Here is a 12967-nt window from a genome sequence, read left to right as displayed (position 1 = left end):
CTACCTGATAAAAACGATCTGTAAAAAAGATTGAATTAAAAAGCTGCCCGGAATTCCGGGCAGCTTTGGGTATAGTAAGGGCTTAATATTAGTAACCGTTATTTTGCGGATACGCGGGACCCGATAATACATTGTTAATTAGGGCCTGTGGAATTGGCCAGCGCGCATGATAGTCCTGAATATTAGCCACAGCGGCAGCGTTATACATTTTATTACGCCTTACCAGCTGTTGGGTTCGAACCAAGTCGTACCAGCGGCGCGGGTCGCCATAAAACTCGCGCGAGTATTCATCCAATATCAAATCCATACCACATAATGTCCCTGGCGTGGTTGTATTGTTGGGTATAGCCAGTTGGGCCAATTGCGCAGGCGTTAAAGCCATAGCGGCGGCATTTGCAGCATTTGCAGCAGTTTGTGTGGCCGCAGTTACATAAAACTGGTTTTTAGCTGTGAAATTTGCATCGGCTGGTGTACGATAGGCTGCCCGCTGCCTTATCACATTCAAGGATGCTGCGGCTGCGGTGATGTTGCCCGCCATGTAATTAGCCTCCGCGTTCATCAGGTAAACTTCAGAAAAACGCATTAACGCAATTGGCCGGCTTGAAAAATCGAGGATACCGGTACGGGCCGGATCATCAAACTTTTTTACCGTCGGAAAAATGTTATTGGTATATTGTTTTGGAGTTACTATCAAACCTTTAAAGGCATCGCGGCGGGCCATGGTTACATCTGTACTTGGCATCAGGATAGCGGTATCGCCGTCCATAGGCACCTGGTACGCTGTAAGGGAAACATTGGAAGCCGGTATAAGGGCTCCTTTTAAAGTACCATCACTTTTCACACCTGCAGGTGTGGCCTTATCGCAAATCCAATAGGTTTGGAAAGTAGCATCGTAGCGGGTATCATGTACCTGGTCGGCAAACGCTACATCCATGGTATAAGGCTTATTTGGTGCCAAACGAATGTAAGGACGGCCGTTATACACATCGCGTAGCATGCCGGCTTTAGCAGTACTAATTTTTTGTGGCACGGCATCAATCCCGGCAATGTTATCTACACCAGGCCCAACGTAATTAAAGCGGGCCAATACATAAATCTGGTTGATACCGTAACCACCCGATCCCTGTTGGGTGTAGCCCGAATAAGTAGGGTCTGTTATACCATAATCAATACAAAACATGTTTTCCTTACCATAGTCGTTGGCTGGTTTATGGGCATCAAAGTAATCCTGCCATAAGTCAAGCCCGTAGGTGGCCCGGTTAGTGATCAGTGTTTGGGTAAGGTCGGCTGCTTTTTGAAAATCACCGGTTTGCTTAGCTTCCGTATAGCCCCTTGTAAGATAAGCTTTGGCTAAGTACGCATTTGCTACCGCAACTGTAGCTGTTTTACCAATACCACCGGCTGAAAAAGGATTTGAACTCGTAATTGTATTAGGTAATGCCGCCGCAGCCTCGGTAAAATCCTGTATAATCAGCTTATAAATATCTGTTAGCTGCGCAGGTGCATCAGAAGTAGTGGCTTCGGTAATAAAAGTTGTATGCAGGGGGATACCGCTTTTTTGCGTGGCAGTAAGCCCTCCATAGGTTTGCACCAGGTAGAAATAAATGAACCCCCGCAAAAATTTAGCCTGGGCAACATATTGTGTCCTTGCTATGGCATCTGTAATTGTCGATGCGTATTGCAAAACTCCATTAAGCGTATTAATATCTACATACAGACCGGTAATATCGGGTGTATTTGAAGCATTGATACCCTTAAATGAATTGTAAAAAGACGGATTCGTCCCGGCGCTGCCGCCCGGGATGTTTTCGTCTGTACCGTCGTAAAAGAAGACGATACCTTCGCCAGAGAAACTCCCCCTTAAATCAAGATATACACCGGAAACGGCAGCCTGAACACCGGCCGCAGTTCCAAAATAATTAGGGTATAATGCAGCCCGCGGCGTTTCTACCAGTAGCTTTTTACAGCCTGTGACTGTTGTTAGTATTGCTGTTGCAACAATAATAAAGCTGTTTTTATTAAATATTTTCATGTCTGCTTATTTTAATTAAAATCTTGCATTAATGCCTATAATAAAATCGCGTGTTTGCTCCCCGGCATTAAGACCAATACCACGGAAATTAGCGCCTGAGCCACCGTCGGCACCACCTATGTTACCACTGGCTGATACACCTGCAGGTACGCTGTTATAAGTGGATTCAGCATCAGGAACAGAGAAGCTTTGTTTCCTGATAGGTGCATAAATAAAGAACGGATTGGTTACATTGGCGTATATGCGTAGCGAACTTACACCGATATTTTTCAATAGCTTACCCGGAAGGTTATAACCTAAGTTGATACTTTTTGCCCTGATAAACGAACCATCATAATACTGTAGCGTAGAATAATAAGGTTGTTGCGTATTAGAGTTAGGTTCAGGGAATGCATTGGTAGGATTGTTAGGCGTCCAATAATCAATTATCGGTTGGTTATGGCGGCCCATGTTTAAAAACTGCCAGCCATTAACAGAAGAATTAGTTGAAGAAACGTAAGGCACAACCGTTGTAAAACCCATACGGCCTTGTATTACTATATTCAGATCGAAATTCTTGTAGCTGAAACGGTTGGTTAAACCGAAGGTGTATTGCGGTTGGAAATTGCCAACGAACTGGTTATCATTTGCGTCAATCTTTCCGTCGCCGTTAAGATCCTCAATTTTGATAGCACCTGGCTTTTGGCCATAAATAGCCGCTTGGGCGGCTTCGCTGGTTTGCCAAATGCCTACTTTTTTTAAATCATAAATTACATTTAATGGTTGCCCTACAAATTCGCCTGCGTTGATATTAACAAGACCGCCATTAGGTAGATAAACAACCCGTTCACGACTAAATGCAATATTAAAATCAGTTGACCAGTTAAAGATATGCGCGTTTTGGATGTTAATACTACTCAATGTAACTTCAAGGCCTTTATTTTCAGAAGTACCCAAATTAGATATCTGAGAACGGGCGCCATTTGTAACCGGTAATTGATTTGGCAGAATAATGCCGGTGGTTCTTGTTTTGTAAACCTCTACAGAACCGCTAAGCCTGCTGTTCAGTATGGCAAAATCTAAAGCTAAATTGTATTCAGCGGTGCGTTGCCAGGTTAAATTTGAGTTAACCAGGGTAGTTACACTAACAGTTTGGGCATCGCCTGAAGATAAACCGCCGTACTGGTATTTGCTTGAGCTTAGTTGCCCTAAGGTATTGTATGGCCCAATGCTGCCAATAGTGGAAGTTTCACCGTAGCCGCCACGTAGTTTCAAATTATCAATATAATCAAATTTCTTCATGAAACTTTCGTTGCTGATTACCCAGCCCAAGCCCACAGACGGGTATGTTGTGCGCTGATGACCCTGGGCTAATGCAGAGTTGGCATCTGAACGGATGGTAGCGGTAACGTCATATCTGCGGTCGAATGCATAATTTAAACGACCAAATACCGATAATATACCCTGCTCACTATATGAACCTGGCGTATTGGTGATTACCTGTGCCAACGAAAGGTTTTCGTTACGGTTGGCATCAGAAGGAATACCGGTAGCATTAACACTTGAGTTTTCATTATGCTGTAATTCTGAATTAAAACCTGCCACAAAGTTTACACTATGTTTTTTGGCAAAAACGTTATCATAAGTCAGCAAATGTTCCTGTGCCAACCGATATTGATAATTATTAGCTGTACTTGCGCTGGTTTTGGCAATGGTTAACAAATCGGCATTGTTAATACCGTTATAAGTTCCCTGTAATGATTGTGAGAAATTGTAGTTTATAGAGTAACGGTATTTTAAATGGTTAACCGGAGAGATTTCCGCATATAAGATATTGTTATTGACAAAACCGCGGGTATAATTATAATACTGGTCTGGCAGGCTTCCCGGAAGCAACGGGTTTATGGTTGTGGCATCAATCTGGTCAGATTGAGGTAATAGAGTTAAAGACCCGTCAGGATTGTAAGGATAAGTTAACGGACTAAGGTACCGCGCATTCTGCAGTTGGTTACCGCCGCCAGAATTTATGAGGCGCACTGTTGCCAGTGTGCTTAATCCAAACTTAATATAGTTGTTTATTTTATGGTCTATGGTGGCGTTTAATGAAAAGCGTTTTGTATAGTTATTATTACGTTCTAAAGTGTTATTTGTACGATAACCTACACCCACGGTGAACTGTGTTTTCTCTGTCCCGCCCGAAACTCTTAAACTTTGGTCCCAAACCATGGCATTCCTTAGTAATAATGCCGGATAGTTAGTGCTAATACCTTCGGCCAATGCTTTTTGTTCTATTGCAGTAAGTGCATAAGGGTTACTGGTAATAGCTGGAGCACCCGTAGGGTTTTGCAGTTGTGCACCTTGCAATGCATCAAGCTGAAGTTGTGCAAACTGCTGGCCGTTTAACATCTTCAAATCGCCTTCCAGTTTACTGATACCATAATAGGAATCATATGAAGTAACGGTTTGCCCTACACGGCCACGGTTGGTGGTTATTAAAAGCACCCCACCGGATGCACGCGAACCGTAAATAGCAGTTGCTGAAGCGCCTTTCAGTACATCAACACTTTTAATATTGTTAGGGTCGATATTTTCTATAGAGTTATAATAGGGTTGTCCGTCCAGAACAATCAGTGGCCCGTCCACGCCTGGGGCGGCACCTATAGTCCGGTTACCCCTAAGCGTAATCACTGGTCCGTTGTTGCCGTTAACCACATCCAGGCCAGCTACGCGGCCTTTTAGCTGGTCGATAACGTTAGATGCGGGGATCTCTTTTAAAACCTTCGCATCAACCGTAGCTACCGTTCCGGTAACATCCTCTCTTTTTAATGTTCCGTAACCCACCACCACTATTTCACTAAGGCTGTTAGTATTACTTACCATGGTAATGGTCCCCAGGTTAGTTACTCCCGGTGCAAGGGTTTTTCCGTAATCTGTATAGCCAATAAAAGAGACAATAATTTTATTAGTTCTTGCCGGTACATTCAATACAAAGTCGCCGTTTAGGTTGGTGGTAGTGGCCGTTGCGCTACCTGAAGCTTTTACAGTGGCACCAATCAGGGCTTCTCCTTTTTCATCCACCACTCTCCCCCGCAAGGAAATAGTTTGGGCAAAAAGAGAAAAGGAAAATATGTTCAGGGATACTGTGATCAGAAAAATTTTCCAAAATTTAATGAGTTGAAGTTTTTGCATATAATATGTTCAGTTAATTAATATCAATTGATTCCCCTGGCAAGTCTAACTCGGAAGGGCTTTTACATCAGTATTATAAATAAGAGGTTTTAAGTTTGAGTTCTCATCATGTTTTAATGGTTTAATGGTTTAATAATGGTAGTTATTCATTTTTATGGTTTATAGTAATAATGATATTTAAAGCCTGAATTAAATCTATAGCTATGCTATTTATTATATTTAATAGCAGCGGTAAAAAAGCAATCGATTGCATAACTTAACAGATTGCTGTCATATTGATCAATTACAGTAAGGCAATAAATATGGTATTGAATTATAATTGGTTATTAGCCAGTTTTAGTAAACTGGTTTTTTAATTACTTAGCAAGGTAAAGTTCTGTTGTTTGAAGAATTAACGATGTAAATTTTCATCAAAAAGATACTACATATGTTTAATTCACCTTATTTACAGCACTATATGGGCAATTAACAGGAAACCTGCAGGCTTAACGCTCAAAAATCTTTCAGATGAATAAGATAACCATAACATATTTGCTTTAATCGGACAGAACCGGATATCATAAAAAGAAATTAAGCGGGGTATGGCATATCATATGTCCCGGCTTTGGAGAAGGTGACCTTATAGGTAATTACTTTATGCTCCCCGCCCGGGAAATCGCGGCTTGCAAAATCTGTTTGGGTAGTTACAAATTTAACATTCGCTTCCGTTTTTGCTTGCCAGTCGTTTCCGGCATTGCCTGATTCGGCTTCCACAATAACCGGCAGGGTTTGCGCTTTGGCATAGGCTAAACAAAAAAACAGGGCACAGTTCATGGATAAAAAATCTCATTTTCTTCATTTTTTTAATTGGTTTAAGGGATAAATAATTGGTTCTTTATTCAAAAACAGGCGATATCACTATCGTGCCAGGCTTCATTTGTGTAAATAAAGGTTACAAATGCGCAGTTGTATTTTTCATTCCGGTTTAGGGATGATGATTAGCGGCCAGTTTCAAACGGCGATGCCGGCAAGCCTTCCCGGTTATATAAGTTTGCCCCCTCCGGGTTATCCGCCCAGGCATAGCGAACGTAAACGGGGTTAGGAACCGCGTCATTCCATACCATAACTTTGTCGCCCGCTATCCGGGCTTTTGCCCAAACATATTTTTTATCAGCCCCGGCTATGGCAAAATAATAAAGGTCTCCCCCATCTTTTACCACCAGGCCGCTGCCGGTATGGCTGAAGCTGAGTATCACCTTATTACCTTCGATAGTTGATGACTGATAAACAGGCCCCGAACAAACCACATCCTTAGCGCCGTAAGCCAGGCGCTGGGCCCATAGTGCCAAACGTTCGCCAACATCCTTCTTATCTAAGGGATGAATGTCGTTCCATTCACCGGCATCGATAGTTACTGCCATGCCCGTATTGGGTATAGACAATGCCGCTAACTGGCTTTGCCTTAGCTGTGCCCAGTCGCTTTCCCCCGGCGAATAGTCAACTTCCATATAATTAGGCAATTGGGCATATAAAAAAGGGATATTGCCCTCGCCCCATTTACTACGCCAGTCGGCAATTAAAGCCGGTAATAATTTGGCATATGCTGCGGCTTTGCCACCGTTAGACTCGCCCTGGTACCACAAAAATCCTTTTATTGCATAATTAACAGCGGGTGCAGCCATGGTATTATATAAACCAGTTGGCGCATTTTGAGCATTTATAGGTTGGGGGTCATTGTTGTTTCTTACAGCACTTACCCGGGGTTGCACCTGCCCTACCTGGTAAGTCCATTCGCCGCGCAGATCGATACGCTGCCCGGCGACATTTAACGAATAGTTTTTTTCGGGAACAAAACCGCCTTTACCAGCGGTATTGGTAACTTTAACGATGATGATATTTTTGCCCGGCTTTAAAAGCCCTGCCGGCACATCATACCGGCGCGGCGGATATTGATAAGTGATGTTGCCTACAAATTTCCCATTAACAAAAGTAGAATCGGCATCTACAATGCGCCCAACAAATAGTTTGGCAGGCACGCCGGTCATGGATGCAGGCACATCTACTTCTTTCCTGAAATAAAGTACACCATTCAGGTTTTTTACGCCCTGATCGGCCCAGTAGCCCGGCATCCAGAATTGATGCCAGTTTTTAGGCACATAAGCCGGATCGGTCCATTTTAGCGGACCGCTTATCCCTTTATCTGCTTCCATTATCATACGTGGAGATGCCGTACGGCTGGCGGCCTGCAAGCGCCTGACCAGGTTGTTCATGTAAGCTGTGTCCCTGAAGTTTTTAACCTGCGCCATTTCGCCCGGAAAATCTTTAAAGGCATCGGCGCTGATCCAGGCCTCTATAGGGGACCCGCCCACGCTTGCATTAATAATCCCGATAGGCACATGGTATTTTTGATAGAGCTGTTTGGCAAAAAAGTAAGTTACCCCGCCAAATTCAAGGATCCCCCGGTCAACAGCGGGTGTCCATTTACCGGGAGGCAAGTCGTCATATTCCCGGGTAACGTCGGCTTTGGTTGGCACAAAAAAATTCCTGATCTCGGGAAAATGGTCATGCGCTACTTCTTCGGGGTATTTTTCTTTTAAGCGCTCCATCGGCAACACCATGTTTGATTGGCCCGAACAAAACCAAACGTCGCCAATTAAAATATCGCTTAATACGATTTCGTTATTGCCTTTTATACTCATGGTATAGGGGCCGCCCGCTTTCATTGCGGGTAAAGTGATCAGCCATTTACCGTCAGCGCCAGTTACGGTATGAGATTGGGTTCCGTTAAATGATATATTGATCTTTTCGCCAACGGCAGCCCAGCCCCATATTTTTAGTTTAACATCTCTTTGCAGCACCATATGGTTGTTAACCAGTTGCGGCAGTTTTATATCGGCAAAAGATGAAAACACCCTAAGCGAAAGCATGATGATCAGCAAGCCTGATAAGTTATAGGATCTACGGTTCATAAGCTGGAAGGTTTACTTTTGACTTTACAATTTAAGGATTATTTGATCAGCAGGATGATAGTTATTTACCTCAGCCAAATAAACCGGCATAGCCTCACACCCGCCTATTCTATAAAAGGATCAATTAATTGGATAGTACCATCGGTATGATGGATCAGCTCCGTAACTTTAATATTGCGCAAATGGGTTTTGCCGGACAGCTCGGTATCGTGATAAAAAATATACCATTTGCCTTTAACCTCAATAATGGAGTGGTGGGTGGTCCAGCCCTGTACAGGTTTCATGAATACGCCTTTATAGGTGAACGGCCCCAAGGGACTATCGCCTACCGCGTAGCACAGCAGGTGTGTATCGCCAGTTGAGTAGCTGAAATAATATTTATTGTTGAATTTATGCATCCACGATCCTTCGAAGAAACGGCGGTTATGATCTTTGGTTAACAGGGGTTTGCCCAGGCTGTCCAGTATCAGTACGTCCTTTACCGCGCCGTCAAACTCTGTCATATTGCCTTTTAGCTTAACTACCTTGCAGGATATGGCGGGCGCTTCTTCATTCTTACCGTCGGTTTTTGATTCATTAGCATATTTGCCGTTAACCCAGCGCTGTAGCTGGCCGCCCCAAATGCCCCCAAAGTACATATAGCTGCTGCCATCGGTATCGGTAAACACAGCCGGATCTATGCTATAACTTCCGGCCATTGGCTGCGGTTCTGCCTTAAACGGCCCTGCGGGATCTTTTGATGTGGCTACCCCGATATGAAAAATATCCTGCTTATCCTTTACGGGGAAATACAGATAATAAGTGCCGTTTTTGTAAGCAGCATCGGGGGCCCAAAGCTGGCGGCCTGCCCAGGGAATATCTTTAACAGCCAGTCCCACGCCATGGTCGGTCACTTTCCCGCCAATGCTGTCCATAGACAGGATATGGTAATCGTTCATGGCAAAGTGATCGCCGTTATCATTTTCTGCAATACCGGCATCAATATCATGCGATGGATAAATGTAGATCTTGTTATTAAACACATGCGCCGATGGATCAGCTGTATAAATAGCTGTGATCAATGGCTTTGCCAAAAAATTTACTTTTTTGGCGGTATCTGTACCGTTGGTTTTGGGCCCGGGCGATGCGCAGGAGATCAGACCGGATAACACAATGGCTAAACCAGAGAACAGGGCATAGTGCGAATTAATTTTTTTCATTGGTTATATTATGGTTATAAGATTATTGCCAGGTTCACTTACTCGTTCCAAAGCGCTTGGCCCGGACACATCCGGTTACCGGCCAGCAGAACGAAACTGACCACCATTAATAAGCATATTAAATATTTTTTTGTGCGATTATTCAGGAGCAGCGAAGTCCATTTCATACAATAGCCCTTGCTCTGGTTCATCAGGTTATTAGCTTTTAAAAACTAAACACCATCGTCCAAATGTATCCCGGAACACGGAAGCGTAAGGTGTCATTTGTTTAAATAAACGATAGAAATGTTCAGGCGGGTGGAAAATCGCCCGAAGGCAGCTGCCGATCGGGTCATTTTACACCGGCCTGGGGGTAAAAACTAAAGCGAAACTAATGTAGTTACACTGGATGGCAAGAGATTAATGCCAAAGCTGCTGCCTGATACTGTGAAACTATTTGTAGACAGGTTAGCCGTGCTGGTTGTAAAATAACGATTAAACCCTGTAACAGTAATACCGCTTAAGCTAAAACTCTGATAGGTTGTGGCCGCGTTTTGATTGACGATAACAACCACCAGCTTTGTTCCGCTTTTATAAGCGGTAACATAAACGCCCGTTGCAGGATTGGCCGTGCAGGATATTTTGCTGTACCCTGGGCGTACATACCTGGCATATTGGGCCATAACGTAACCCAGTTTGGTGATATTGCTGCTTTCATCTATAGGCCCGTAACTTCTGCGGATATACCACCATACGTATGCAGCCCATCCCGCGTTCATACAATCATGGATCTCTTTAGCAGCGGTCATGGCGTTGCCCCAATCATTACCGCTAATGCTTGAATTGGTATAATGTTCCGTCATCCAAACCTCTTTGCCAATACTTCCTAAATAATATGGTGTTTTACCATAAATATGCCCGCATACAAAACTGGTTTTTGATTTGGCAGTAGCATTGCTGAGATAAGTATTAATAAAAGTTTGATCCATATTAAAAGGTTCGGGCGCCATAAGGGGTGCTCCGCAATTACTTCCCTGCGCAGCAACAAAATTAGCCACTTCGGTTGCGGTAGCTTCCATCCATCCCGATCCGGTATAATTAGGTTCGTTAAACGGACTAATAGCATACACGCCGCCTACAGCAGTATTATAAGCACTTAAATGAGCCGCATAATCGGCATACGAGGCCGTGTTTAAATGGATGCCGGTCATCATACTGGCCGGTGCATTCCAGGCGGTTGCAATAATTTTTGCACCATAACTTTTAGCTACATCGATAGTTGGTTTTTCGGCTGCAAAACTGCTGCTGCTTGTCGGCACCATTACGCGGAGTATGCTCATCCCGATACCTGTGCTGCTGGAAAAAGCTTTTGTTCGTTGATCAGTTGTTAAATCGGCTATCCAGGCCAAAATACTGGCTCCGCCAAAACCCTGGACAGTTTGTTGTACAGTGCTTGCGTCGATAGTTGCCGTTGCCAAAACAGCGGCGTTTGTAAGCGAAGGGTCGTCACCGCTGATTTTGCTGGTGGGTTCGTCCTGGTTTTTACTTTTTGTACAGCTCGCCAGCAAAAAGATCACGGCCGCAACTTTTAATAAGTTTTTTTTCATAATCCGGTAAATTGTAAATAAACTAATGGTTAATTGGCTTTGCCTTTAGATTAGGCAGTGCGAACTTAGATGTTCTTTAGTTTACCGGATATCAATTTTAGTTTTATTACTGTAACAAATGTTTAAACAGCCTGTTAACAAAAATCGATTGATAACGGCGGGCTCAGTATCGTACGAATAGCAGATAACATGTTGCCCCCACCTTGCTACCAACAGCTTTGTCACCCATGAGGAAAAAATTCTCGAAAACACTTTGAAATACAAAGTGTTTATTTAACTTTGCACTACAAAGTACTTTTAATTGTCGATATTCTTTATCCATTGCTACCTGATTAATATCTAAAAAACTATTTATAACTTATAAAACTAAATTATGATGACACAGGCAAACTACTTAACAACACACCCAATTAACCGTGCTTTATTAGTCAATCGCATATTAATTGGTGCAGGCATCGCATTGGTCCTGATCTCTCTTTTCATATTTCCTTTAAGAAATCCTAAGCCGGAATGGGGGAAATTTTGGATGGTGCAACCGTTGATTATAACGCCATTAGCAGGTGCCGGAGGTGGCGCGTTTACTTATTTGATAGGCCTGTTGCTTGGCAAAGGTGGCTGGAAAACCCCTTTAGCTATCGCATTAGGTATCATCGGCTATATGATTGCGCTGTGGCTGGGTATAGTTTTGGGGTTGAGCGGCACATTGTGGAATTAACAACAAGTTTAAAAGTATAAAAATCATGAAAGAAGAAATACGCTCCCATTTAAACGACCCTAAGCAACTCGAAAAGATGTACCGGGCTAACAAGGCGCCTTTTAAGCGGGCGTTCGGTACGCTATATCCCGAGCTTAAAGGCAACGCGGTTGCTGATTTTTGGCATGAAAGGCTGAATTACGAAACTGATGAAATTAACTGGGGCACAAGCAGGGAATTATCATTTGTGATCATTGCTTCGCTGATAGCAGGCCTTATTGCAAAGCTGCCGGCAATTTTTCATATCGACGAAGAGCTTTTCTATTCCAGGAACATCGGCTTTATCGTTTTCCCACTGTTAACCGCTTATTTTGGCTGGAAGAATAAATTATCAACCGGTAAAATTGCCTTTATTATTGGCGCAACACTTGCAGGTTTAATTTTTATCAACCTCCTACCTCACGTTAAGAAAAGCGACACCCTGATTTTATCGTGCCTTCATTTAGCATTATTCTTATGGTCGGTATTGGGTTTTGCTTTTGTTGGCGGCAAGAACAATAACGAGGAGAAGCGGCTTGGCTTTTTAAAGTATAACGGCGACCTGGTTGTGATGACCACGCTTATCCTGATAGCCGGCGGAATCATGTCTGCCATAACCGTCGGGCTTTTCTCGCTCATTGGTTTCAGAATCGAAGAGTTTTACTTTAAAAATGTCGCTATTTTCGGGCTGGCAGCCGCGCCAATTGTTGGCACCTATCTTACCCAAACCAATCCGCAATTAGTTGGTAAAGTTTCTCCGGTAATTGCTAAAATATTCAGTCCGCTGGTAGCAGTAATGCTGGTGGTTTATTTAATAGCCATTGTTTACTCGGGTAAAAACCCTTATAACAACCGGGAGTTCCTGCTGGTTTTTAACGCTTTATTAGTCGGCGTTATGGCCATTATCTTCTTTTCTGTTGCCGAAACATCTAAAACAACTAAAAGTAATACTCAAATATGGGTACTTTTCCTGCTATCTGTTATCACCATAGTTGTTAATGGCGTTGCGCTTTCCGCCATCTTGCTCCGCATTTCCGAATGGGGGTTCACACCCAACAGGACTGCAATTCTGGGCGGTAATGTTTTAATTTTAATCAACCTGCTGCTGGTGACCGCGAGGCTTTTCAAGGTGATTTCAAAAAAAGCCGACATAAGCGGGGTTGGGAAAGTTATTGCCTTTTACCTGCCCGTTTATTTTGTATGGACAATTATCGTAACCTTTATATTTCCGTTAATATTTGGGTTTAAATAAGAGACAGCATCAAATAGTTATAAAAAGAAATGCAAGCTTGTAATGGTCT

The 12967-nt window shown here is 43.3% G+C and carries 8 protein-coding genes; 2 read left to right on the top strand and 6 right to left on the bottom strand.

Annotated elements, in window-relative coordinates:
- Positions 1 to 88: 88 nt before the first annotated feature.
- The 6 genes from AC07M6_RS19760 to AC07M6_RS19735 form a co-directional block, all read right to left on the bottom strand.
- Positions 89 to 2032 (bottom strand): RagB/SusD family nutrient uptake outer membrane protein, encoded by a 1944-nt coding sequence (locus tag AC07M6_RS19760; protein WP_494892430.1) that lies wholly within the window; start codon positions 2030 to 2032, stop codon positions 89 to 91.
- Between the two features lie 15 nt (positions 2033 to 2047).
- A complete protein-coding gene (locus AC07M6_RS19755; RefSeq protein WP_494892428.1) occupies positions 2048 to 5200 on the bottom strand; it encodes a SusC/RagA family TonB-linked outer membrane protein in 3153 nt (1050 codons plus the stop codon).
- Positions 5201 to 5770: 570 nt separating this feature from the next.
- A complete protein-coding gene (locus tag AC07M6_RS19750) occupies positions 5771 to 6013 on the bottom strand; it encodes a hypothetical protein (protein WP_494892426.1) in 243 nt (80 codons plus the stop codon).
- 164 nt (positions 6014 to 6177) lie between these two features.
- Positions 6178 to 8148, bottom strand: coding sequence for a sialate O-acetylesterase (locus AC07M6_RS19745; protein WP_494892424.1), 1971 nt, complete (start codon positions 8146 to 8148; stop codon positions 6178 to 6180).
- A gap of 104 nt (positions 8149 to 8252) precedes the next feature.
- Entirely contained in the window at positions 8253 to 9347 is a 1095-nt protein-coding gene (locus tag AC07M6_RS19740) for a glycoside hydrolase family 43 protein (RefSeq protein ID WP_494892422.1), read from the bottom strand.
- 359 nt (positions 9348 to 9706) lie between these two features.
- On the bottom strand, positions 9707 to 10933 hold the full coding sequence (locus AC07M6_RS19735; protein WP_494892420.1) for a glycoside hydrolase: 1227 nt from the start codon (positions 10931 to 10933) through the stop codon (positions 9707 to 9709).
- Between the two features lie 373 nt (positions 10934 to 11306).
- Between AC07M6_RS19735 and AC07M6_RS19730 the strand changes: the two genes are divergently transcribed.
- Together AC07M6_RS19730 and AC07M6_RS19725 are read left to right on the top strand one after the other, a co-directional pair.
- Positions 11307 to 11648 carry a hypothetical protein gene (locus AC07M6_RS19730; RefSeq protein WP_494892418.1) on the top strand — a complete coding sequence of 114 codons (342 nt, stop codon included), beginning with the start codon at positions 11307 to 11309 and terminating at the stop codon, positions 11646 to 11648.
- Between the two features lie 25 nt (positions 11649 to 11673).
- On the top strand, positions 11674 to 12918 hold the full coding sequence (locus tag AC07M6_RS19725) for a hypothetical protein (RefSeq protein WP_494892416.1): 1245 nt from the start codon (positions 11674 to 11676) through the stop codon (positions 12916 to 12918).
- Positions 12919 to 12967 lie beyond the last annotated feature (49 nt).

The sequence above is a fragment of the Mucilaginibacter sp. GW821-FHT07H05 genome (assembly GCF_059418485.1).
Note: the sequence above shows the minus strand (reverse complement) of the source record. Positions and strands in the feature narration are given on the sequence as shown.

Bases quoted from the DNA above. Each gene is read 5' to 3' on its own strand.
- AC07M6_RS19760 (WP_494892430.1), bottom strand. From the start codon at position 2,032: ATGAAAATATTTAATAAAAACAGCTTTATTATTGTTGCAACAGCAATA.
- AC07M6_RS19755 (WP_494892428.1), bottom strand. From the start codon at position 5,200: ATGCAAAAACTTCAACTCATTAAATTTTGGAAAATTTTTCTGATCACA.
- AC07M6_RS19750 (WP_494892426.1), bottom strand. From the start codon at position 6,013: ATGAACTGTGCCCTGTTTTTTTGTTTAGCCTATGCCAAAGCGCAAACC.
- AC07M6_RS19745 (WP_494892424.1), bottom strand. From the start codon at position 8,148: ATGAACCGTAGATCCTATAACTTATCAGGCTTGCTGATCATCATGCTT.
- AC07M6_RS19740 (WP_494892422.1), bottom strand. From the start codon at position 9,347: ATGAAAAAAATTAATTCGCACTATGCCCTGTTCTCTGGTTTAGCCATT.
- AC07M6_RS19735 (WP_494892420.1), bottom strand. From the start codon at position 10,933: ATGAAAAAAAACTTATTAAAAGTTGCGGCCGTGATCTTTTTGCTGGCG.
- AC07M6_RS19730 (WP_494892418.1), top strand. From the start codon at position 11,307: ATGATGACACAGGCAAACTACTTAACAACACACCCAATTAACCGTGCT.
- AC07M6_RS19725 (WP_494892416.1), top strand. From the start codon at position 11,674: ATGAAAGAAGAAATACGCTCCCATTTAAACGACCCTAAGCAACTCGAA.